Origin of the sequence: Burkholderia sp. Ap-955, from assembly GCF_011753045.1 — a bacterium.
In the GTDB taxonomy this organism is placed as follows: Bacteria; Pseudomonadota; Gammaproteobacteria; order Burkholderiales; family Burkholderiaceae; genus Burkholderia; species Burkholderia lata_D.
Map to the genome: position 1 here is coordinate 13304 of NZ_VWWH01000079.1, position 21643 is coordinate 34946.

Annotated in this window: 20 protein-coding genes and 1 pseudogene; 12 read left to right on the forward strand and 9 right to left on the reverse strand. The window is 69.0% G+C overall.

All coding sequences use genetic code 11. The features are described from left to right. Positions 1 to 23 precede the first annotated feature (23 nt). The gene (locus F3J15_RS29205) at positions 24 to 1064 is read right to left on the reverse strand and encodes an alpha/beta fold hydrolase (RefSeq protein WP_166895557.1); all 1041 of its coding nucleotides are present in this window, start codon (positions 1062 to 1064) and stop codon (positions 24 to 26) included. A gap of 197 nt (positions 1065 to 1261) precedes the next feature. On the opposite strand from F3J15_RS29205, the gene F3J15_RS29210 reads away from it, so the two are divergent. The 3 genes from F3J15_RS29210 (at position 1262) to F3J15_RS38155 (ending at position 3734) form a co-directional block, all read left to right on the forward strand. Beyond that, positions 1262 to 2203, forward strand: a complete 942-nt coding sequence (locus F3J15_RS29210; RefSeq protein WP_166895559.1) for a LysR substrate-binding domain-containing protein — start codon at positions 1262 to 1264, stop codon at positions 2201 to 2203. Between the two features lie 188 nt (positions 2204 to 2391). Continuing rightward, complete coding sequence (locus F3J15_RS29215; protein WP_240159211.1) at positions 2392 to 3621, forward strand: MFS transporter; 1230 nt, start codon at positions 2392 to 2394, stop codon at positions 3619 to 3621. Beyond that, entirely contained in the window at positions 3612 to 3734 is a 123-nt protein-coding gene (locus tag F3J15_RS38155) for a hypothetical protein (RefSeq protein WP_275691224.1), read from the forward strand. Before F3J15_RS29215 ends, F3J15_RS38155 begins: the two co-directional genes overlap by 10 nt. A gap of 22 nt (positions 3735 to 3756) precedes the next feature. Here the strand turns inward: F3J15_RS38155 and F3J15_RS29220 are convergent, their stop codons facing one another. Next, positions 3757 to 5235 (reverse strand): deoxyribodipyrimidine photo-lyase, encoded by a 1479-nt coding sequence (locus F3J15_RS29220; RefSeq protein ID WP_166895591.1) that lies wholly within the window; start codon positions 5233 to 5235, stop codon positions 3757 to 3759. 352 nt (positions 5236 to 5587) lie between these two features. On the opposite strand from F3J15_RS29220, the gene F3J15_RS29225 reads away from it, so the two are divergent. Both F3J15_RS29225 and F3J15_RS29230 read left to right on the forward strand, forming a co-directional pair. Next, entirely contained in the window at positions 5588 to 6067 is a 480-nt protein-coding gene (locus tag F3J15_RS29225; protein WP_166895561.1) for an SRPBCC domain-containing protein, read from the forward strand. A 13-nt stretch (positions 6068 to 6080) separates the two neighbouring features. Continuing rightward, positions 6081 to 6533, forward strand: coding sequence for a nuclear transport factor 2 family protein (locus F3J15_RS29230; RefSeq protein WP_166895563.1), 453 nt, complete (start codon positions 6081 to 6083; stop codon positions 6531 to 6533). Positions 6534 to 6596: 63 nt separating this feature from the next. Here F3J15_RS29230 and F3J15_RS29235 read toward each other — a convergent pair whose 3' ends face one another. The 4 genes from F3J15_RS29235 to F3J15_RS29250 are packed head-to-tail and all read right to left on the reverse strand — an operon-like array spanning position 6597 to position 10727. After that, positions 6597 to 7577 carry an acetyltransferase gene (locus F3J15_RS29235; protein WP_166895565.1) on the reverse strand — a complete coding sequence of 327 codons (981 nt, stop codon included), beginning with the start codon at positions 7575 to 7577 and terminating at the stop codon, positions 6597 to 6599. 17 nt (positions 7578 to 7594) lie between these two features. Next, complete coding sequence (locus tag F3J15_RS29240) at positions 7595 to 8386, reverse strand: SDR family oxidoreductase (RefSeq protein ID WP_166895567.1); 792 nt, start codon at positions 8384 to 8386, stop codon at positions 7595 to 7597. A 41-nt stretch (positions 8387 to 8427) separates the two neighbouring features. After that, entirely contained in the window at positions 8428 to 9621 is a 1194-nt protein-coding gene (locus tag F3J15_RS29245; RefSeq protein ID WP_166895569.1) for a sulfotransferase, read from the reverse strand. Continuing rightward, on the reverse strand, positions 9618 to 10727 hold the full coding sequence (locus tag F3J15_RS29250; protein WP_166895571.1) for a DUF1214 domain-containing protein: 1110 nt from the start codon (positions 10725 to 10727) through the stop codon (positions 9618 to 9620). Before F3J15_RS29250 ends, F3J15_RS29245 begins: the two co-directional genes overlap by 4 nt. Positions 10728 to 10857: 130 nt before the next feature. Here F3J15_RS29250 and cysD point away from each other — a divergent pair, with 130 nt between their 5' ends. The 5 genes from cysD (at position 10858) to F3J15_RS29275 (ending at position 17780) form a co-directional block, all read left to right on the forward strand. Continuing rightward, positions 10858 to 11838 (forward strand): sulfate adenylyltransferase subunit CysD, encoded by a 981-nt coding sequence (gene cysD / locus F3J15_RS29255; protein ID WP_275691225.1) that lies wholly within the window; start codon positions 10858 to 10860, stop codon positions 11836 to 11838. Next, positions 11838 to 13760: a sulfate adenylyltransferase subunit CysN gene (gene cysN / locus F3J15_RS29260; protein WP_166895575.1), complete on the forward strand. Its 1923-nt coding sequence runs from the start codon at positions 11838 to 11840 to the stop codon at positions 13758 to 13760. The genes cysD and cysN overlap by 1 nt, the downstream gene beginning before the upstream one ends. A 129-nt stretch (positions 13761 to 13889) precedes the next feature. Beyond that, positions 13890 to 15077, forward strand: a complete 1188-nt coding sequence (locus F3J15_RS29265; RefSeq protein WP_166895577.1) for a helix-turn-helix transcriptional regulator — start codon at positions 13890 to 13892, stop codon at positions 15075 to 15077. Between the two features lie 299 nt (positions 15078 to 15376). Then, entirely contained in the window at positions 15377 to 16744 is a 1368-nt protein-coding gene (locus F3J15_RS29270; RefSeq protein WP_166895579.1) for an MFS transporter, read from the forward strand. Continuing rightward, positions 16731 to 17780, forward strand: a complete 1050-nt coding sequence (locus F3J15_RS29275) for a beta-propeller fold lactonase family protein (protein WP_166895581.1) — start codon at positions 16731 to 16733, stop codon at positions 17778 to 17780. The genes F3J15_RS29270 and F3J15_RS29275 overlap by 14 nt, the downstream gene beginning before the upstream one ends. A 61-nt stretch (positions 17781 to 17841) precedes the next feature. Here the strand turns inward: F3J15_RS29275 and F3J15_RS29280 are convergent, their stop codons facing one another. Beyond that, positions 17842 to 18879 (reverse strand): AraC family transcriptional regulator, encoded by a 1038-nt coding sequence (locus F3J15_RS29280; protein ID WP_069248416.1) that lies wholly within the window; start codon positions 18877 to 18879, stop codon positions 17842 to 17844. 205 nt (positions 18880 to 19084) lie between these two features. On the opposite strand from F3J15_RS29280, the gene F3J15_RS29285 reads away from it, so the two are divergent. Next, complete coding sequence (locus F3J15_RS29285; RefSeq protein ID WP_166895583.1) at positions 19085 to 20194, forward strand: fatty acid desaturase; 1110 nt, start codon at positions 19085 to 19087, stop codon at positions 20192 to 20194. Positions 20195 to 20203: 9 nt separating this feature from the next. Here F3J15_RS29285 and F3J15_RS29290 read toward each other — a convergent pair whose 3' ends face one another. After that, a complete protein-coding gene (locus tag F3J15_RS29290) occupies positions 20204 to 20824 on the reverse strand; it encodes an HAD family hydrolase (protein WP_166895585.1) in 621 nt (206 codons plus the stop codon). Positions 20825 to 20966: 142 nt separating this feature from the next. Next, on the reverse strand, positions 20967 to 21509 hold the full coding sequence (locus F3J15_RS29295; protein ID WP_240161533.1) for a hypothetical protein: 543 nt from the start codon (positions 21507 to 21509) through the stop codon (positions 20967 to 20969). Here F3J15_RS29295 and F3J15_RS29300 point away from each other — a divergent pair. After that, a pseudogene (locus F3J15_RS29300) lies at positions 21499 to 21643 on the forward strand (response regulator transcription factor); the annotation flags it as partial. The gene F3J15_RS29295 and the pseudogene F3J15_RS29300 sit on opposite strands and share 11 nt — an antisense overlap.

Consider the following 21643-nt stretch of genomic DNA (forward strand, 5'->3'; position numbering starts at 1 on the left):
ACCGGCGTGGCATGGCCGTCCGGTCACCCGTTCGCGGCAACGCCCGGCACGCCGCTGCCGGCCCCGCGCCCGCGCGATGCAGGGTGAATCGCATGCACGTTGCCAGGCGCATCGGCCGGCAGCACGCCGTGTTGCAGCCAGTAGAGCGCGAGCGGCCACAGTGTCTCGGTGAAGCGGCTGTGGAAAAACGCGAAATGGCCGATCGCGTCGACGCCGATGTCGGCCGGCGCGATCCGCAGATGCGTGACATCGCTGCCCGTGTAGTAGCCGACCAGCCGCTCGATCGCCTCGACCGTGCCGAACCCGTCGTCGTCGAGGCCAATCGCGAGCATCGGCGCCGCCAGCCCCGCGAAGCGGGCGGGCAACGCGGCGCGGCTCGCGGCGGGTTCGGCGAGCAGGCCGCTCGTATAGCCCTCCTCGAAGCGTGCCTGCGAGCGCACCCACGACAAGGCAACGCCGCGCGGCGTGTCCTCCATCCAGCCGAGCCGCTTCGCGGGCACGTAGCCGAACACGGCCGCGAGCACCGGCATCGCGACGTGCCACTTCCACCACATGCGCCGCCGTTCGGCCGGCAGGTAATCGCGCCAGTACGCGTACTGCGCGCCGACCGTCACCGCATGCCGCACGTGGACGTTCGATGCGGCGAGCCCAAGCGCGAACCCGCCGATGCTGTGCGCGACGACGTCGATCGGCTGGCCCGGAAACGCGTCGCGTGCGTAGTGCAGCGCGGCCTCGCAATCGAGCCGCCCCCAGTCGAGCCAGTTCGCGCGCAGCTTCGCGAGCTGCGCCGGGCGCGACCCGCCGATGCCGCGATAGTCGTAGACGAGCACGTCGCGCCCCTGTGCGAACAGCCAGGCCGCGAAACGGAAGTAGTAGTCGCAACGCACCGACGTCGCGCAATTGACGACCGTCACGGGCCGCACGACACCGCCGCCGCGATGGCGCCATACATGGCCGCGCAATGCATAGCCGTCGGCCGCGCGCAGCGTCACCGGCTCGGGGGGCAATGCGTCCGCCGCGCGGGTGCCCTGCGTCATTTCGCTGCCTTCGTTCGAAATCGTCATCGTGTCTCCGGTCCCATGCTTCGCGGCCCGTCCGGGTTAGCGTGTCAGTGCCTGCTCCCGCCCATGCTTCGCAGCCGGCCAGGACGTCAACGCACATGCGCCTGCTCCCCCTTCACCGCCCGCGCCAGCCTCCATTGAACTTGACGCGCCCCGCGTTCTCAACCAATCTTGCTGCTCCGTTCGCATGAGTCACGCGCATGTCAACGCCGCTCGTCCGCCTCCCGTCGCTCGACCTCGTCCGCGGTTTCGTCGCCGTCGGCCGCCGCATGAGCATCACGCTCGCCGCGCAGGACCTGTGCGTCACGCAATCGGCGGTCAGCCGCCAGGTACACGCGCTCGAAGCGCACCTCGGCGTCGCATTGCTGCAGCGCGGCTACCGGAAGATCACGTTCACGCCGGAAGGCGAGCGGCTGTTTCGCGTCGCGGATGCGGCACTGCACGGGCTGCAGGACACCGTCGCGTCGCTCGCGGCCACGCGCGAGCGCCAGCCCGTCACGATCACCGCGAGCATCGGCGTCACCGCGCTGTGGCTGCTGCCGCGGCTCGGGCGGCTGCAGGCGCGCCTGCCGGAGATCGACCTGCGCGTCGCCGCGAACGACAAGGTACTCGATTTGCGCGCCGAAGGCATCGACCTCGGGATCCGCTATTGTCCGCGCGACCGCGCGCCGGCCGGCGCGCTGCGCCTGTTCGACGAGATCGTCGTGCCGGTCGCCCATCCCGCGCTCGCGGCCCGGCCCGTCACGAACGCGGCCGCGATCGCCGACCACGTGCTGCTCGAATTCGACGGGCCGCCGCAGCCGCAATTGCAGTGGCGCACGCACCTGCACGCGGCCGGGCTCGGCGACGCGCGCCCGAAAGGCGTGCTGCGCTTCAACCAGTACGACCAGGTGATCCAGGCTGCGATCGCGGGCCAGGGCGTCGCGCTCGGCCGGCTCGCGCTCGTCGCGCCGATGCTCGCGGACGGGCGGCTCGCGGTGCTCGGGCCACACACGCAGGCGCTGTCGGATGCGTACGGCTACTGGCTGTTCCAGCACGATCCGGCCCCGCGCCGCGAAGTCGCCGACGTGCGCGACTGGATGCTCGCCGAAGCGGCCGAATGCGATACCGCGATGCGTGCGCACGGCACGGCGTCGGCGTAAGCCGGCGCGGCCCCCGCGTACTGACCTGACCGCTGCCGGGCACGCCCGCTCCTCCCACGCGTGTCCCTCTTCGCATTCCTTCCACGCATGCCAACCTGACCGAATGATCGCTTGAGCGACGGCGGCCCCGATCGTCTAATCGGATCGAGCGCGGCCGTGTTGCCGCGCGCCTTCATCCGGAGACACGCATGACCCCGATCGAGCAGGAAGTCCGCCGCCGCTGGCTGCCCGTCCTGGCCGGCGGCCTGATCATGGGCGCCGCGCTCGGCATCCGCCACGTGCAGGGCCTGTTCCTCGCGCCGGTGTCGCTCGACCACGGCTGGTCGCGCGAAGCGTTCGGGCTCGCCCTCGCGCTGCAGAACCTGATCTGGGGCGTCGCGCAGCCGTTCACCGGGATGGTCGCCGATCGCTTCGGGTCGCTGCGCGTGATCGTCGCCGGGATGCTGCTGTATGCGGTCGGGCTCGTCACGATGGCGCATGCGGCGACGACCGGCACGTTCACGGTCGGCGCCGGGCTCGTGATCGGCATCGCGCTGTCGGGCTCGGCATTCGCATCGATCTATGGCGCGCTGAGCCGCCTGTTTCCGCCCGACCGGCGCGGCTGGGCGCTCGGCGTCGCGGGCGCGATCGGCGGGCTCGGCCAGTTCTGCATGGTGCCCGTCGCGCAGACGCTGATCGGCGGCATCGGCTGGCGGCACGCGTTCATCGCACTGGCGCTCGTCGCGGCGCTGCTTGCACCGCTCGCCATGCTGCTACGCGACCGACCCGCGCAGGCTGTCGGCGCCGCCGGCCCCGACCAGTCGATCGGCGAAGCCGTGCGCGAGGCGTTCGCACATCGCGGCTTCTGGCTGCTGAACGCAGGCTTCTTCGCATGCGGCTTCCAGCTCGCGTTCATCGCGACGCATCTTCCCGCGTACCTGCTCGACCACGGGCTGCCGGCACGCCACGCGAGCATCGCGCTCGCGCTGATCGCGCTGACCAACGTGGCCGGCACCTATGCGTGCGGCCATCTCGGCGGGCTGCTGCGGCGCAAGTACGTGCTGTCGGCGCTGTACCTCGTGCGTGCGCTCACGATGGCCGTGTTCGTCGCAGCCCCCCTGTCGCCCGCGAGCGTCTACGTGTTCGCGGCCGTGATGGGATTCACGTGGCTCGGCACCGTGCCGCTGACGAACGGCGTGATCTCGCAGGTGTTCGGCGTGCGCTACATCGCGACGCTGTTCGGCTTCGTGTTCTTCGGGCACCAGCTCGGCAGCTTCTTCGGCGTCTGGCTCGGCGCGGTGGTGTACGACGCGACGCATTCGTACATGCCGCTGTGGATCGGCTCGATCGCGCTCGGCGTGCTCGCGGCGTTGCTGCACCTGCCGATCAACGACGCGCGCGTCGCGCGACCGGCATCGGGTCACGCAGCATGGGCATGATCCGCGCGGCGCTGGCCGCCGGCACGCTCGCGTTCGTCGCGTGGTGCGGCGCGGCTCATTTCAGCTCGGACGTCGCGTACGCGCTGCTCGAACACGTCACGTTCTGCAATTGATGCGGCAACCCGGAGCGTACGGTCAGCGGCGCTTCGGCAATGCCGCCAGCGCATCGAGCGCACGGGCACGCGCGGCCGCATGCTCGACGAGCGGCGCCGGATAATCGACGCCGAGCCGCACGCCGGCCGCCTCGCGTTCCAGCGGCGACGCTTCCCACGGCGCATGGATCGATGCGTTGTCGAGACCGGCAAGCTCGGGCACCCAGCGCCGCACGTACGCGCCGTCGGGATCGAACTTCTGCCCCTGCGCGACCGGATTGAAGATGCGGAAATACGGCGCGGCGTCGGCGCCGCACCCGGCCACCCACTGCCAGCTCGCCGCGTTGTTCGCGGGATCGGCGTCGACCAGCGTGTCCCGGAACCACGCTTCGCCCGCGCGCCAGTCGATCAGCAGATGCTTGATCAGGAACGACGCGACGACCATCCGCACGCGGTTGTGCATCCAGCCGGTCGTCCACAGTTCGCGCAGGCCTGCGTCGACGAGCGGATAGCCGGTCAACCCGCGCTGCCATGCGTGCAGCGCGGCGGGATCGTCACGCCACGGCATCGCATCGAACTGCGCGCGGAAGTTGTCGGTCGCGAGCGCCGGGAAGTGATACAGCAGCGTGTAGCTGAACTCGCGCCAGCCGAGTTCGCTCAGGAATTTGTCGGCGTCCGCGGCCACCGGCGCGCCGCCCGCGCTCGCGGCACCCTGCACGGCGTGCCACACCTGTCGCGGCGACAGGTTGCCGAAGCGCAGGAACGGCGACAGCCGGCTCGTCGCGGGACGGTCGGGAAGATCGCGTGCATCTGCATAGCCAGCGAGCGATGTCGTCAGGAACGCGTCGAGCTGCGCGTGCGCGCCGGCTTCGTCGGGCATGGGCCACGCATCGCGCAGGCCGCCGGCCCAATCCGGCGAATGCGGCCGCAATGCAAGCGCGTCGAGCGCCAGCGCGCGGTCACGCACGGCCTTCGGCCACGGATGAAACGCGATCCGCTCGGGCTCAGGCAGCGGCGCGGCGACCGTGCGATCCCGTCGCGCCGCGCGCCAGTACGCGGTGAACACCTGATACGGGGTGCCGCTGCCCGTCAGCACCTCCCACGGCTCGTTCAGCAGGCTGCCGTTGCTGCTCTCGACCGTGACACCGCGCGCCTTGAGCGACGCCTTCAGCGCCGCGTCCGCGTCGCGCTGCGGTTGCGCATAGCGGCGGTTCCAGTACACGGCTTCCGCACCCGTGTCGTGCACGATGCGGTCGATCTCGCGCGACGCGTCGCCGCGCAACAGCAGCAGGCGCCCGCCATGATGCGCGAGCGCCGCATCGAGCCCGGCCAGCGACCCGTGCAGCCACCAGCGCGCCGCGCCGCCGAGCGCTCGCCCGGCGCCGTCGCCCGTGTCGTCGACGAATACGCACACGAGCGGCCGGCCCGATTCCACCGCGCGCATCAGCGCGGGCTGGTCGGTCACGCGCAGATCGTCGCGGAACCAGACGATCGCGGGGGCAACGGACGACTTGGCGGGCACAGGCACCTCGATGACGAAAGCGGAAAGAGACACGTATTGTCGTGGCTGCGCTGCGTGGTGTCGACGTTCGGCGCGCATGGCGCGCCGGCGCGCCCATGCCGCCAACCGTCACGGCGATCGCACCACCCTGCCGCCCCGGTGAAACGCCTTAGTCCGTTCCGACGATTCTTCGCAGCGTGCGCCGGCCTACGCTCGATGTCGGGTGCGCTGCGCGGCACGTGCGGGCCGCAATGGCCCCCGCACGTCCCGATGCGCACCCGTCACGCGCGCCGGCCGATGCCGGCGCGACTCTTCCGACCGCCGCGACGCTTCCCGCCACCCGGGTACGTGCGGCTTCATCCGATACGCCGTCATGACCAAACCCTCGAATCTCGTCACCTCGATCACCGTCGACATCGACGCACCGGCCTCCGTCGTCTGGGAAGTGCTGACCGATTTCCCGCGCTACGGCGAATGGAACACGTTCTGCGTCGGCTTCGAAACGACCGGCAAGCTCGGCGATTTCGTGCACATGCAGGTGCGCATCCCGGGCACGGAGACCGTGATTCCCGTCAACGAGATCCTCGTCGCGTACGAACCCGAACGGCTGCTGTCGTGGGAACAGCGCCCGACCGACGACAACAAGGATGCCGCGCGTCGCGACCAGTACATCGACGCGATCGGCGCGGAGCGCTGCCGCTACTTCACGACCGACCAGTTCCTCGGCGTCAACGCGGACACGATCATGCAGCACCACGGCGGGTGGGTAAAACAGGGTTTCGACCAGTGCGCGCGCGACGTGAAGCAGCGCGCCGAAGCGCTCCACGCGGCACGCCGGCGCAACGGCGCGTGACCGGGACCCGCCGATGCCCGATCTGCAAACGCTGTCCGACCATCACGACATCCGCGAGTTGATCGTCGCGTATTCGAGTGCGATCGACACGCGCGACTTCGACACGCTCGACGCGGTGTTCACACCCGATGCTGCAATCGACTATCGCGCGATGGGCGGCATCGCGGGCCGCTATCCGGAGGTGAAGGCCTGGCTGCGCACCGTGCTGCCGCAGTTTCCGCGGTACCAGCACATGGTCGGCAACCTGTCGATCCGGCTCGACGGCGATACCGCGCGCAGCCGCACGATCTGCTTCAATCCGATGGAAGTCGCGCTGCCGGACGGCGGCACGCAGGTGATGTTTCTCGGGCTCTGGTACGTCGACCGGTTCGTGCGCACCGCGCAAGGTTGGCGCATCGCCGAGCGCGTCGAGGAACGCTGCTACGGTCACAACGTGCCGGCCGTGCTTGCGGGCGCGACCGGTTGATCCACTCGCGATGCGCGCGTCGTGCGAAGGTGCACGGCGCACGCATCGCCGCAGCCCGCTGCGTCAATCGAGCCGGAACGCGGCCTCGAATCGCTCGGCGAATGCGTCGAACTCGGTTTCCGGCAGATGGTTGATGCCGCCCGCGCGCTTGCGCCCGCCGCCGGTCGGAAAGCCGCGACAGAACTCGTCGGCGCCGAGCGGGCGGCCATCGGGCACGCGCACGCTGACGACGAGCCCGCCGTCCGCGCGCGGCGACAGCACCGCGAGCGCCGCATCTGGCGCGTTGCGCATCCGTTCGTTCGCGAGCATGCCCGTCGCGCGCCGCGCCCACGGATGATCAGGCATCCGGACCAGCGTCGCACCGGGCACCTCGCGCAGCGGCGCGAGTGCGCACGCGCGCGCCATGTCGTCGCGGTAGCCGTCGCGCAGCGCGGCGAACACGGTTGTCTCGCGCACGAAATCGAGCGGATCGACGCACGGCAGCATCGCGTCGGCGAGCGCGGCCGGGTCGAAATGCAGATCGCCGACACACTCGCCGTACGCGTTGTAGTTCAGATAGAGCCCGAGTTCGGCGAGCGTGTCGCGCTCCGCCTCGTCGATCCCATGCCCGCTCGCAAGCGCGTTCCCGAGCGCCGGCAATTCGTCGCCGAACGCCGCGACGATCGCCCAGCGCACGTGCCGGCCGCCGAGATAACGGTTCACGATCGCGCTCGTGCACACGTCGGCCGCCGTGTCGATATGCGCGTCGAAGCGCGGATCGTCGGGCAGTTCGCCCGCGAAGTGATGGTCGAAATAGCGGACCGTCACGCCATCGCGCAGCAGCCGCGCGCACGCATCGCGATTCTGGTCATGCGACACGTCGAGCACGGTGACGATGTCGCCCGCCCGTGCGTCAATCCGATCGAGCAGCTTGATGTCGCGTTTCACGCCGGTCACGAGCGTGCCGTGCACGCCCTCCGCGAGCCGCAGTTGCTGAAGCGCGCACAGCCCGTCCGCGTCGCCGTTGAATGCAAAGAAGTGTTGTGTGTCGTGGTTGTCCTGCATGATCCTGTGCTCCATCGTCAGGGCATGAAATCGCCGCCATTCGCGTCGAGCGTCGCGCCCGTCACCGCATTCGCATAGTCCGACGCGAGGAACAGTGCGGCCCGCGCGCAGTCGTCGTCGGTCGGCAGCTTCGCGAGCGCGATGTTCGACGCGATCGGCGCGATGATCTGCGCTTCCGTCATCCCGTACTCGGCAGCCGCCTGCCGGAAATACGTCTGGGTCGGCACGCCCCACATCCACCCCATGTGGATGCTGTTCGCGCGAATGCCGTGCGCGCCGAGTTCGCGCGCCAGGTATTTTGCCGCAACCGCGAGCGCCCCCTTCGATACAGCGTAGCCGCCTTCCCCTGCAAACGGCTTGCGGGTCGCCTGCGTGTTGATCATCACGATCGCGCCGCGCTGCTGCCGCTTCATGTGCGGCACGACTTCCTGCGTGAGCGCCATCGTGCCGAACACGTTGGTGTCGAACACCGCGCGCCAGCCGTCGAGATCGGCCTCTTCCACCGGTTCCGGAAACGTGCCGTGCACGAATGCGCTGTTCACGAGCGCGTCGATCCGGCCGAAGCGCTCGACGGCCTGCGTCGCGAGCTGCCGGCATTGCGCGCGGTCGGTGATGTCGGTCTTCACCTTCAGCACGTCGCAGTCGACGCCGAGCGCACGGATCCGCGTTTCTGCGTCGTCGAGCTTATCCATCGTGCGCGCCGCGACGACCACGCCGCGCGCGCCCTCGCGTGCGGCCTCGACGGCGAGCTTCACACCGAGCCCCGGCCCGATCCCGGAAATCACGACGATCTTGTCCTTCAGCAACATGAGTTGTCTCCTGGTTGTCGTGGGTCTCGCGAGCCCGGCCGTCAGCCGGCGGCCCGCAGGTGCCGCGCGCGATACGCGGCGAAGTCGCGCGCGAGCTGCGCATCGGTGAAGCCGAAGCGCGCGATCGAATAGTCGTGTGCGGCGCGCTTGTCGCGGCCGTTGCGCGCCATCCAGTCCGTCATCGCCGTGCGCTGCCGCGCATCGAGCGGCATCCCGGCAAACGCGTACACGGCCTCGGCAACGCCGAGCGGATTCGACACCGTGTACTCGAAGCGCACGTCGAGGAAGCGGTCGGCCGGCAACGCGTCGCGCGCGGCCATCGCCGCGCCGATCGCGCGCGCCATCCCCGCGTTCCACTGCGCGCCGACGGCAAGCGGATCGGGATCGTCCGCATACATCTGCCACAACGTGTGCGCCATGCTCGCCATCGACGGAATCGTCTGCGCCGGATCTCGGTGCGTGAGCACGACCTGCGCACGCGGAAACACCTGGCACAGCACGTCGAGCGCATGCAGGTGCTGCGGCGTCTTCAGCAGCCAGCGCGCGGCCGGCGCGACGCCGCGCTGCCCCTTCTGCCATTGCAGGAACTGCAGCATCCGCTTCAGGTACGTATAGACCGGCGTGAGATCCTGCCGCGCGAGCCACGCCGTGTAGCGCGGCACGTTCGCGTACGAATCCATCGCGCACACGAACGCATGCTCCATCAGCATGAACTCCTCGTCGGCGAGCATCGCATCGAGCGGATGGATCGTCAGGATCTGGGGAATGCAGTCGATCATCGTCGCGACCTCGGCCTGCGCACGCGCGATGCGCAGCGTCGGCTCGGCGAGCGTCTCGCCCGCGAGCGGTGCCGGGTAGCGGGTTTCCCACCACGCGGCAGTATGGAAGCGCGGGTCGACGGCCAGCAGGCGCTGCAGCAGCGTCGTACCCGTGCGCGGCAGGCCGACGATCACGAGCGGATCGTCGATCACGATCTCCGCGATCTCGGGATGACGCCGGAAGTAATCCTCGATGACGAGCCGGTTCGCGAGCTGGCCGACGAGCTTCTCGCGCATCATTTCCGCGCCGCGTGCGGACAGCTTCGCTTCGTCGATCAGCGACGCGCACATCACGTCGAGCGCTTCGCGGTACGGCCCGTCGCCGAATGCGGTCAGTCCACCCGTGCGCGACACGGCTTCGGCGATCAATCCGTCGGGCGCGAGCAGCGTGCGGGTTCGATCCAGCGGCGCGTTCATGCGGCCTCCTTCAGCGTCGCGAGCTTCACGACCCGCGTGCGCGGATGCACAGGCTGCGCGGCGCCGACCCAGCGCCAGCAGATCGTGCCGGTGCGATGTCCGGCCGTATCGAGCCAGTTCGCGTCACCCGGCCGCGCGGCCGCGACGACCACCGTCACGCCGCCGTCCGCATTCCGCCGCGCGCTGTGCTTGTTCACGCAGATATCGAAGTGCCGGTAATCGAGCGATTCCATCCAGTAGTTGTTGAGCTGCACGTTCCAGAAATCGCAATCGGGCACCGTATCGACGTCGATCACGAGTGCTTCGTCATCGGCCAGCGACCAGCACGAGTGGTAGTAGTAGATGTTCGGATCGCCGCCGACCGACTGGCACATCGCCTGGTCGGCCGGCGGCAGCGCGTTCACGTGCGACCGGTAGCTCGCGGCCCAGTCCGCGAACAGCTTCGACGTCTGCTCGACGAACTGCGCGGCGCGCGTGAGGCCGCCCTGCAGCACGAGCGGGTCGAGCGGCGCCGGGCGATCGTCGGCGCCGATACGCTCGATCTTCAGTTGTGCCGGCGTTTCCGCGCGCCGGTCAAGAAAGGTCTGGCGCACCAGCAACGCATTGGTGCCCGGCTCCATGCGCACCCAGTTGCCCGCGCGCGGCGTCTCGCTCAGCACGATCTCGAAGCTGCCGTCCGGCGCGATCTCGAGCTGCTTCGCATCGAGAAAGCCCGTCTGCAGCATCTTGCCGTCGGTCTCGTAGCCGCCCTTCTGCGTGCCGAAGCTCAGGTAGGCCACCGTGCCGCGCCGCCCCGTCACGCGATATTCGCAGCGGCCGTCGAGACGCGTGTACTGGTACAGGTTGTCGGGATTGTCGGCGCCGATCTTCGCGGTCTCGTGCGACGGCGAGAAAAAGCCGGGCCATGCGCCGTCCGCGAACTCGACGTGCATTTCGAGCGCGATGCGCATCAGCCGGCTCAGGTAGCGGAATCCTTCCGCGCGCGTCAGCGGATCGTCCGGCGCCTCGGCGCGCAGGATCTGTTGTCCGCTGCGTTTCAGGGTGTCGCAGAAATCGGCCCAGGTCTGGCCCGAAAGCAATTGCGTGGCACGTGTGTCGTCCGTCATGTGTTCTCTCCGCCGATGGTCGAGCGCTCACCTTAAGCGTCGCCATCGCGCGCCACTTCGTCCGGGTGGACTAAGGAAAGATCCGCTCCCCCGCCATGCCGCGGCTTAGTCCACCCGGACGAAGATCGGCATGCCGCTCGCCCGATACCGTCGGTGTCATGCACGCAACGCCGCACATGTCGCGCGGCACCGGCATGAAACAAGGAGACGAACGATGTTGACCCACTTGGAGCGGCTGGAGGCCGAAAGCATCCACATCATGCGCGAGGTGGTCGCGGAGAGCGAGAACCCGGTGATGCTGTATTCGATCGGCAAGGACAGCTCGGTCATGCTGCATCTCGCGATGAAGGCGTTCTACCCGGCGAAGCCGCCCTTTCCGCTGCTGCACGTCGATACGACCTGGAAATTCCGCGAGATGATCGCGTTTCGCGACGAGACGGCCGCGCGCCTCGGCCTCGACCTGCGCGTGCACATCAACCCTGAAGGCGTCGCGAACGGCATCGATCCGTTCACGCACGGCTCGGCCGTGCACACCGACGTGTGGAAGACGCAGGGGCTCAAGCAGGCGCTCGATCACTACGGCTTCGACGCCGCGTTCGGGGGCGCCCGCCGCGACGAGGAGAAATCGCGCGCGAAGGAACGCATCGTGTCGCTGCGCTCCGAGCAGCATCGCTGGGACCCGAAGCGCCAGCGCCCCGAGCTCTGGTCGCTGTACAACGCGCGCAAGCGCAAGGGCGAAAGCCTGCGCGTGTTCCCGATCTCGAACTGGACCGAGCTCGACATCTGGCAGTACATCCAGCTTCACGACATCCCGATCGTGCCGCTCTACTTCGCGAAGGAACGACCCGTGGTCGAGCGCGACGGCGCGCTGATCATGGTCGACGACGAACGCCTGCCGCTGCGCGAAGGCGAAGTGCCGCAGATGCGCAAGGTGCGTTTTCGCACGCTCGGCTGCTATCCGCTGACGGGCGCGATCGACAGCGACGCGACCTCGCTCGACGACATCCTGCAGGAGATGCGCGAGACGCGCACGTCCGAACGGCAAGGACGACTGATCGACAGCGATTCGGCCGGTTCGATGGAAAAGAAGAAACAGGAGGGATATTTCTGATGGCACACGTTCTCACCGCGCCCGAGGCGCTCGCGCACCACGCACCCGATGCACGCGCTTCCGACGAAGCACGCGCACAAACCCAGAACCTGCTGCGCTTCATCACGTGCGGCAGCGTCGACGACGGCAAGAGCACGCTGATCGGCCGCCTGCTCTACGAATCGAACATGCTGTTCGACGACCAGCTCACGCAACTCGAAGCCGATTCGAAGAAGGTCGGCACGCAGGGCGGCGAACTCGATTTCGCACTGCTCGTCGACGGCCTGTCGGCCGAGCGCGAGCAAGGGATCACGATCGACGTCGCGTACCGCTTCTTCGCGACCGCGCGACGCAAGTTCATCGTCGCCGATACGCCCGGCCACGAGCAGTACACGCGCAACATGATCACCGGTGCGTCGACCGCCGATCTCGCCGTGATCCTGATCGATGCGCGCAAGGGCGTGCTCACGCAGACGCGCCGCCACAGTCATCTCGTCGCGCTGATCGGCATCAAGCGCGTGGTGCTCGCGATCAACAAGATGGATCTCGTCGACTACGACCGCGCCGTGTTCGAGCGCATCGACGCCGACTATCGCGTATTCGCGGCCGAGCTCGGGCTGGCGGAGATCGTCAGCATCCCGATGTCGGCGCTGCGCGGCGACAACGTGATCGCACCGAGCGCGCGGATGCCGTGGTACGCGGGCCCGGCGCTGATGCAGCATCTCGACACGCTGCCGCTCGCCGCACGCGTGACCAGCGACGAGCCGTTCCGGCTGCCGGTGCAGTGGGTCAACCGCCCGCACCTGAACTTCCGCGGTTACGCGGGCAGCATCGCATCGGGCGAGATCCGCGTCGGCGAGCGCGTGCGCGTGCTGCCGTCCGGCAAGGAGAGCCGCGTCGCGTCGGTGATCACGCAAGGCGGCGAAAGCGACATCGCGCGCGCCGGCGACGCGGTGACCCTCACGCTGGCCGACGAGATCGACATCAGCCGCGGCGACATGATCGCGCGAGCTGATGCGCCGCCCGAGGTGGCCGACCAGTTCGAGGCGACGCTCGTGTGGATGCACGATGCGCCGCTGCTGCCCGGCCGCCCGTATCTCGTGAAGCTCGGCACGCAGACGGTCGGCGCGACCTGCGCGACGCCGAAGTACAAGATCGACGTGAACACGCGCGAGCATCTCGCGGCGCGCACGCTCGCGCTCAACGAGATCGGCGTGTGCAACCTGAGCTTCGACCGGCCCGTCGCGTTCGATCCGTACGACCGCAACCGTCACACCGGGGGCTTCATCGTGATCGACCGTGTCACCAACGACACGGTCGGCGCCGGGATGCTGCACTTCGCGTTGCGCCGCGCGCACAACGTGCACTGGCAGGCCGTCGACGTCGACCGCGCCGCGCGTGCCGCGCAAAAGGCGCAGACGCCGCGGATCGTGTGGCTGACGGGCCTGTCGGGCGCCGGCAAGTCGACGATCGCGAATCTCGTCGAGAAACGGCTGCACGCGCTCGGCAAGCATACGTACCTGCTCGACGGCGACAACGTGCGGCACGGGCTCAATCGCGATCTTGGCTTCACCGAGGCCGATCGCGTGGAGAACATCCGGCGCGTCGCCGAAGTCGCGCGGCTGATGCTCGACGCGGGGCTCGTCACGCTCGTGTCGTTCATCTCGCCGTTCCGCGCGGAGCGCGACATGGCGCGTGCGATGGTCGGCCCCGACGAGTTCGTCGAGGTGTTCGTCGACACGCCACTGGCGGTGGCCGAGGAGCGCGATCCGAAGGGCCTGTACAAGAAGGCGCGGCGCGGCGAGCTGAAGCACTTCACGGGCATCGATTCGCCGTACGAACCGCCCGCGCAGCCCGAACTGCGAGTCGACACGGTCGCCGAGTCGCCGGAAGAAGCGGCGGACCGCATCGTTGCATATCTGCTGCGCGAGCGCGCGGCGTAAGCGCCGCAGGCAGGCAGCCCGGCGGTTGCCGGCCTGCCCGCGTCGCCTACTCCGTTCGGATGACGCGGGCCGCCGGCCGGCCGGTATGCTGGTCCGGGAATCCTTCATCCCGACCAGGAGAACACGAGCATGCCCATCGCGCTGGCGCCCAGCGACCCGGCCGCGCACGACGGTTTCGACGACGCGGCGTGGACGGCGCGCGAACTCAGCGCGTGGCTCGGGCTCGTCTATCAGGGCCCGTCGGAGCCGACCCCGTGGGCCGGCTTCCTCGAAGCGGTCCGCGCGCGGCTCGACGCGAGCTTCACGACGCTGGTGCTGCGCAACCCGGGCGGCGCACGGCACGGGCTCATCATCAACGCGTCGGCACACGGCCCGCTGCTGCCCGGCGAGCCGTCGTACAGCGAGCAGTTCTACGCGCTGTGCCCGTTTCTCGATCAGCCGCCCGGCCAGGTCTTCACGGCCGACCGGCTGTTCGGCGAAACCACGTGGCGCGCGCACGATTTCTACCGGCAGTACCTGCAGCCGCTCGACCTGCGCTATATCCTCGGCGCGAACCTGCGCGGCGAACGTGGCGTCGAATGCGCGTTCTTCGTGAGCCGCGCGCACGGCGGCCGCGATTTCGACGCGGCCGAGCGCGCGCAGGTCGCGACGCTGCTGCCGCACCTGCAGCGGGCAGTCGAGCTGCACGCGGCGTTCGACGTGCTCGATGCCGAACGCGCGCTGTATGCGGGCACCGTCGACCGGCTCGACGTCGGCACCGCGATCGTCGACGAGGACGGCCGCGTGATCAAGCGCAACCGCATCGCCGAGCGGCTGATCGAGCAGCAGGACGGGCTATGCGTGCGCCAGGAACGGCTCCACGCATCGTGCCCGCTCGACGAGCGCCGGCTGCAGAAGGCGCTGCAGGCCGCGCTCGAGCATTTCCGTGCGGGCGCGCTTGCGCGCATCGAAGCCACCACGCTGTCCCGCCCCGGCGGCGCGATGCCGCTGAGCGTGCTGCTGCGCCCGCTCGCGCCCTACCGCGGCGCCGAGGACCGGCAGCACCGGCCGGCCGTCGCCGTGTTCGTCCGCGATCCGGCGTCGTCGCCGCAGACGTCGCGCGACATGCTGCACCGGTTGTTCCGCCTCACGCCTATGGAAACCGAAATCGCACTGCTGCTCGTCGACGGGCTGACGCTCGACGAGGCGGCTGCCGCGACCGGCATCACGAAGAACACCGCGCGTGCGCACCTGCGCGGCATCTTCGCGAAAACGGGCGCGACGCGGCAGGCCGTGCTCGTGAAGACGCTGCTCAACAGCGTCGTGTCGATGGCGTAGCAGAGGCGAAGGCAGCCGCCGGACGGGCTGCCCCGCCGACGCCCCCGCGCAGTGCGGGCCGCGGCCGAATACGCGGCAATGGGCACCTGCCCATCTCATGTCATACGTCATCAGACATGGATAAGTCACCGACGCGCCCCATGAAATTCCCCAATATCCGGGTGATTTTCGGGTAAACCCGCGACCTCTTCATCGGCGCTCAGGCGTACCATGTCATACGACGACATACTACACAAATCGCCACCCGGATGCCGACGCGGGCTACCGCCCCGTCCGCCGCCGCCCGACCGGAGACACGCTTGAACCCGCCCTCGCCCGCCCTGCCCGGACGCGACCCGCTCGCGTCCGCCGTCTCGAAAGTGAAGTGGCACGTGCTGCCGCTCGTGCTGATCATGTTCATCGCGAACTACATCGACCGCGTGAACGTCGGCTTCGTCGATCGCCACCTCGAGGCGTCGATCGGCATCGGCGCGGCCGCGTACGGCCTCGGCGCCGGGCTGTTCTTCGTCGGCTACGCGCTGTTCGAGGTGCCGTCGAACCTGCTGATGCAGCGCTACGGCGCACGCATCTGGCTGGCCCGGATCATGGCGACGTGGGGCATCGTCGCGGCCGCGATGGCGTTCGTGTGGAACGACACGTCGTTCTACGCGCTGCGCTTTCTCCTGGGCGCGGCCGAGGCCGGCTTCTTCCCCGGCGTCGTGCTGTACCTGTCGCAATGGCTGCCGCCGCAGGAGCGCGGCAAGGCAATGGCGATCTTCCTCGGCGGTTCCGCGTTCGCGTCGGTGCTGTCCGGGCCCGTCACCGGTGCGCTGCTGTCGATCCGCGGTTTCGGCCTCGAAGGCTGGCAATGGATGTTCCTGATCGAAGGGCTGTTCTCGGTCGCGCTGTGCGGCGCGAGCTGGCTGCTGCTGAAATCGCACATCCGCGACGCGACGTGGCTCACGGCCGAAGAACGCACGGCGCTGCAGAACGCGCTCGACGACGAGCGCGCGACGCGCGACGTCCGCTCGAACGTGCCGGTGCGCGCCACCGCGCTGCTGCGCGACCCGCAGATCATGCTGTTCTGCTTCCTGTATTTCTCGATTCAGCTGACGATCTATGCGGCCACGTTCTGGCTGCCGACGATCATCCGCAAGATGGGCGGGCTCACCGATTTCCAGGTCGGCCTGTACAACACGATTCCGTGGATGATCGCGATCGGCGCGATGTACGGCTTCGCGGTGCTGTCGTCGAAGTGGAAGCATCCGCAGCGCTGGCTCGCGTGCGCGCTCGTGCTCGCCGCGTGCGGGCTGTTCGCGTCGACGTCGCACGATCCGGTGTGGTCGTTCGCGTCGATCTGCTTCGCCGCGCTCGGCTTCAAGGCCGCATCGTCGCTGTTCTGGCCGATCCCGCAGGGCTATCTCGACACGCGCGTGGCCGCGGCCGTGATCGCGCTGATCAACTCGGTCGGCAACCTCGGCGGCTTCGTCGCACCGACGGCCTTCGGCTATCTGAAGCAACATACGGGTTCGATCACGGGCGGGCTGTATGCGCTCGCGGTCGCTTCGCTCGTCGCCGCGGTCGCCGCGCTGTTCGCGCGCACCCACCGGCGCAGCGACCCGCCGCGCGGCCTGCCGGCCGACGAATCCTTCACGAACGCTGCGATGCTCCGCCATGCCGAACACTGACCGCCTGACCGTCGTCGTCTCGAATGCCGCCGACGGCGACCTCGCCACCTTCTCGCTCGCGGCCGACGGCACGCTTGCGCCGCTCACCCGCTATCCCGCGGCCGACGTCGCGATGCCGATCGCCGTGCCGGCCGACCGCGCGCGGCTCTACGTCGCGACGCGCGGCGAACAACCGACGATCGTCGCGTTCCGCGTCGTGCCGGCCACCGGCGCGCTCGTGCGCATCGGCACCACCGCGATCGACGCGAGCCATGCGTACCTGTCGCTCGACCGCAGCGGCCGCTGGCTGCTTGGCGCATCCTACGGCGGGAATTCGCTGAGCCTCTACGACGCCGCGCGCGTGCGCGACGGCGACGGCACGCCGCTGCAGGTCACGGGCGGCATCGCGAACGCGCACGCGGTGATCGTGTCGCCGGACAACCGTTTCGCGTACGTCAGTTCGCTGGGCTCGGATCGCGTGTTCAGCTTCGCGCTCGTCGAGGACGCAGCCGGCCTGCGTGCGCACGAACACGGCGAAACGCGCGTGCCGGCCGGGTTCGGCCCGCGTCACCTGCAATTCGCGGATGACGGCCGCACGCTCGTTTGCGTCAGCGAATTCCAGGCCACGCTCGCGACGTTCGTGCGCGACCCTGAAACCGGCCGGCTCGGCGATGCGCATGTGAGCGCGCGCCATCCGGCCGTCGCCGAACTCGCGCAAGGCCATGCGCGGCCGCCCGCGCCCACCGAACCGTCCGTCTGGGCCGCCGACCTGCACCTGACGCCCGACGAGCGTTTCGCCTACGTCAGCGAACGCACGTCGAGCTGCCTGCTCTGCTATCGCCGCACCGAGGACGGCACGTTCGAACCCGCGCACGCGACCGCCACCGAAACGCAGCCGCGCGGGTTCGCTATCGACCCGTCAGGACGCTGGCTCGTCGCCTGCGGCGAACAGTCGGAATATGTGTCGGTTTATGCGATCGCGCCGGACGACGGTGCACTGTCGCCGCACGCGCGCGTGCCGGGCGGACGCGGGGCGAACTGGGTCGCGATCGTCTGAAGCCGTGACACGCGGCGCATGACGCGGCAGGCCCGCCACGCAGGCCGGTGCGTAACCGCGCTCAGCGCCGCTCGCTCGGCGCGACGCCCGTCCAGCGCTTGAACGCCCGCGTGAAATTGGCGCGATCCGTATAGCCGACGCGCGCGGCGATCTCGTCGACCGGCAGCCGTGTGCCTTCAAGCAACCGCAGTGCGTCGCGCAACCGGATTTCGTCGAGCAGCGTCGAATAGGTCGCGCCGTACTCGGCGAGCTTGCGCTTGAGCGTCCGCGCCGACACATGCAGCTCGCGCGCGACGTCGTCGACCGACGGATAGCCGCCTTCGCCGCAGATCAGCAGGTTACGCACGCGCTCGACGATGCTTTCCGCATAGCCGAGCCGCGCGAGTTCGGCCTCGCACTGCTGCACGATCATCTGCGCGGTGTGTGCGTTCGCGGTGCCGATCGGTTCGTCGAGCAACGCGGCGTCGCAGCGGATGCGGTTCGCGCTCGCGTCGAAATGGCAGCGCGGCAGCCGCGCGCGATAACGCTCGAACCAGGGCGGCTCCGGCCACTCGAAATGGAGTTCGGCACGCGACTGCAGCGTGCGCCCCGGCACCGGATACAGCAGCGAGTTGAACAGGATCGCCGTCTCGACCAGGAAGTTCTCGACCGCGAACTGCCGCAGCCGGCCGAGCGGAAACGCTTCGAACACGTCGATGTCGACGATCCCGTCGAGCTGCGCGAGCCGCACCGAAAAGAACGGCACGCGCGTCGGCAGGTAGCGGATGCCGAGCGAGATCGCCTCGCCGAGCGTCGCGCAGCTCATCAGCCCGAAGCCGATCAGTCCCGCTTTCGTCAGGCTGCTGCGCAGGCCGATCTCGATCGCGATCGACGGATCGTCCGTCGCGTCGAGCAGGTTGAACACGATCGCCGCCTGCTGCAGCGGCGTGATGCGCGCATCGGGCTGCGCGAGCCGGTCGCGCTCGACGCCCGAGCCGGCCAGCACGCGGCCGCCGTCGATGCCGCGCTCCTCGGCCAGCATCAGCATGAACAGCGCATACGCGGACGACACCGTCGCCTTGTTCAGCTGGCGCGCGGCATCCGGGACGGACAGGACCATGCGGCGGACTCCGGAGCGGTTTCGGCGGATTGTAGCGTCGCTGGCCCGCAATGACACCGGGGCGAGACTCTAGCCGCGCCGGCCGGCCATCGTGGCCCGAAATGACACCACCATTGGCACCCGCGGCCCTCGCGCGCGGCCCGGTGCGCGCCTATGCTTGTCACATCGGCATTGCGCCCCACCCTTTCCGCAGGAATCCCGGTCGATGAGCCAACCCGCACGAACCGCCTTTCGCAACGACGCGGACAAGGTCGCGTACGTCCGCCGCGAGGTCAACGCCGCGAGCGACGCGATCCGCGCGCGCTTTCCGCTACTCGACAACCAGAACCTCGTCGGCGCGACCGTGATGGCCATCTCGGTGAGCGCGATGCTCGCGATCGCGTGGCTCTATGCGCGCGGATCGATCGCATGGTACGTCGCGCTGCCGCTCGCCGCGTTCGTCACGTCGCTGATCCACGAGCTCGAGCACGACCTGATCCACCTGATGTACTTCAAGAAGACGCCGTGGGCCTATCACCTGATGATGGCGCTGTGCTGGCTCACGCGGCCCGGCACGATCAACCCGTGGACGCGGCGGCGCATGCACCTGCATCACCACAAGGTGTCGGGCGGCGAATCGGATCTCGAGGAATTCGGCATCACGAACGGCGAGCGCTGGGGCGTGAAACGGCTGCTGATGATCGCGGACGGCATGCTCGCCGTCGTGCTGCGGCCCACCGCGATGCGCCGCAAGGTGAAGCAGTACGTGGCCGCGCAGCCGGTGCAGGATCCGTCCGAGCGCCTGCAGTTACGCGTCGAGCAGGTGTCGTCGTACATGCCGGTCGGTCACGTGTATTACGTGCTGTGGCACGCGTTCATCGTCTATCACGCCGGCGTGTTCGCGCTGCATGCGTTCGGCTACCCGGTGACGGTGCCGGCCGTGGTCGAGCGCGTGATGAGCGTCGTCGATTTCCTGGCCGTGGTGTGGCTCGGGCCGAACTTCGTGCGCAGCTTCTGCATCAACTTCGTCAGCTCGAACATGCATTACTTCGGCGACATCGACTCGCGCAACGTGATCCAGCAGACGCAGGTGCTCAACCCGTGGTGGATGCTGCCGTTCCAGCTGTTCTGCTTCAACTTCGGCAGCACGCATGCGATCCATCACTTCGTGGTGCGCGACCCGTTCTACATCCGCCAGCTGACCGCGCGCCCCGCGCATGCGGCGCTGCGTGAAGTCGGCGTACGCTTCAACGACGTCGGCACGTTCGCGCGGGCGAATCGCTGGGGCGGCTATCGTCCGGCGCGCGGTACGCGCCAGGCTCCGGCCGACGCGTAACGCACCGCCTCAACCGCCGATCGGCGGCATCGGCCCTTGCCCGCGGATCCACGACCAGTTCGCAAGCTCGGCCATTTCCTTGTCACCGCGGCTGTCGCCGTACGCGAACAACTGTTTCGGCGGCCGATTGCCCCACCACCCGCGCAACCGCACGACCTTCTGCGGCCCCCAGCAGTTCTCGCCGTCGAGCCGGCCGGCGAAGACGCCGCGCTCGAACGCCAGCCGGGTCGCGAGCACCGCATCGAAGCCGGCCGTCTTCGCCCACTTCTCCAGATACAGCGACGGCGACGCGCTCACCAGCACGACTTCGTGCCCGCGTGCCCGATGCTCGCGGATGCGTTCGAGCATTTCCGGGCGCACGAGGCTCGGCAGATAGGTGTCGACGAACGTGCGCGCCTGCGCATCGAGCGCATCCTCGCGCACTGGCCCGAACGCGAACGATGCGAATTTCGCTTTCGCGTCGCCCCGCGACAGCAGCCCGGCCTTCATCGCAATGATCCACGGCAGCGCGCACAATCCGGCCCACGCGAAGCGCGGCGTGCCGACCGCATAGCGGACGAAATGGCGAAAGCTGTCGGTCGTCGTGATGGTGCCGTCGAAATCGAATGCGGCAACGATGCGGTCAGTCATGGAGAATCGGCGGGAAAGCGATGAGATGCCCGGGAAGATAGCAGACTCGCGCCGGTGCACGTGAAATGGCGTGATGCGGCGTGGCCTGTGCAGCGAACACGCGCGCCTCGGCGCGCGTGCTCATGCGGTGCGTGCCGTGTGCTCAGCGCTGCGGCCGCGCCGCCAACGCCGCCGGCAGCACGACGTTCATCAGGTGATCGGCGCGCGACAACAGATCGGTCACGCGCTCGTCGAGCCCGCGCAATTGCGCGGGTTGCATGCGGATCTGCTGCACGGCCTGCCCGACGATGTTGCGGCGGTCGAACAGCGTGCGCTCGACACCCGCATCGTCCGGCGCGCGCACGACGTCCGACACCGCGCTCAGCGCCGCGAGCACGACCACGAGATTTTCTTCCGCGTGGCGGACCTTCGCGGCGAGTTCTTCGGTACGACGCGGGAAGAAGCGGAGCGACTGCTTGAGCGCCCCGATCGCCGCACGGTAGTCGACATGGCCCGTCGCCGCGCCGAACCAGCGTTCGAACATGCCGGCCTTGCGTGTCGCCTGCGCGAGCATGCCGGCCATCATGTCGGCCGCGCCGAGTTCGTTGAATTCGCGCGTCGTGGCCGCAACGGCTTCGACGAGGTTGCCCGCCGTCTCCAGCGCGCCGTCACCGATCGTCGCGATCGTCGCGAGCTTGAGCGGCACCAGTTCGGCCCGGCCCGTCGCCCGACTGCTGCTCGTCGACGATCACCCGCTCGTGCGCGACGGCTTGCGGATGCGGCTCGAAGCGGCCGACCTGTCCGTGGTCGGCGAAGCCGGCAACGCCGACGAGGCGCTCG

What these genes read in the sequence shown, in the direction of transcription:
- F3J15_RS29205 (WP_166895557.1), bottom strand. Translation starts at nt 1,064, where the DNA reads ATGACGATTTCGAACGAAGGCAGCGAAATGACGCAGGGCACCCGCGCG.
- F3J15_RS29210 (WP_166895559.1), top strand. Translation starts at nt 1,262, where the DNA reads ATGTCAACGCCGCTCGTCCGCCTCCCGTCGCTCGACCTCGTCCGCGGT.
- F3J15_RS29215 (WP_240159211.1), top strand. Translation starts at nt 2,392, where the DNA reads ATGACCCCGATCGAGCAGGAAGTCCGCCGCCGCTGGCTGCCCGTCCTG.
- F3J15_RS38155 (WP_275691224.1), top strand. Translation starts at nt 3,612, where the DNA reads ATGGGCATGATCCGCGCGGCGCTGGCCGCCGGCACGCTCGCGTTCGTC.
- F3J15_RS29225 (WP_166895561.1), top strand. Translation starts at nt 5,588, where the DNA reads ATGACCAAACCCTCGAATCTCGTCACCTCGATCACCGTCGACATCGAC.
- F3J15_RS29230 (WP_166895563.1), top strand. Translation starts at nt 6,081, where the DNA reads ATGCCCGATCTGCAAACGCTGTCCGACCATCACGACATCCGCGAGTTG.
- F3J15_RS29235 (WP_166895565.1), bottom strand. Translation starts at nt 7,577, where the DNA reads ATGCAGGACAACCACGACACACAACACTTCTTTGCATTCAACGGCGAC.
- F3J15_RS29240 (WP_166895567.1), bottom strand. Translation starts at nt 8,386, where the DNA reads ATGTTGCTGAAGGACAAGATCGTCGTGATTTCCGGGATCGGGCCGGGG.
- F3J15_RS29245 (WP_166895569.1), bottom strand. Translation starts at nt 9,621, where the DNA reads ATGAACGCGCCGCTGGATCGAACCCGCACGCTGCTCGCGCCCGACGGA.
- F3J15_RS29250 (WP_166895571.1), bottom strand. Translation starts at nt 10,727, where the DNA reads ATGACGGACGACACACGTGCCACGCAATTGCTTTCGGGCCAGACCTGG.
- cysD (WP_275691225.1), top strand. Translation starts at nt 10,858, where the DNA reads ATGCCGCTCGCCCGATACCGTCGGTGTCATGCACGCAACGCCGCACAT.
- cysN (WP_166895575.1), top strand. Translation starts at nt 11,838, where the DNA reads ATGGCACACGTTCTCACCGCGCCCGAGGCGCTCGCGCACCACGCACCC.
- F3J15_RS29265 (WP_166895577.1), top strand. Translation starts at nt 13,890, where the DNA reads ATGCCCATCGCGCTGGCGCCCAGCGACCCGGCCGCGCACGACGGTTTC.
- F3J15_RS29275 (WP_166895581.1), top strand. Translation starts at nt 16,731, where the DNA reads ATGCCGAACACTGACCGCCTGACCGTCGTCGTCTCGAATGCCGCCGAC.
- F3J15_RS29280 (WP_069248416.1), bottom strand. Translation starts at nt 18,879, where the DNA reads ATGGTCCTGTCCGTCCCGGATGCCGCGCGCCAGCTGAACAAGGCGACG.
- F3J15_RS29285 (WP_166895583.1), top strand. Translation starts at nt 19,085, where the DNA reads ATGAGCCAACCCGCACGAACCGCCTTTCGCAACGACGCGGACAAGGTC.
- F3J15_RS29290 (WP_166895585.1), bottom strand. Translation starts at nt 20,824, where the DNA reads ATGACTGACCGCATCGTTGCCGCATTCGATTTCGACGGCACCATCACG.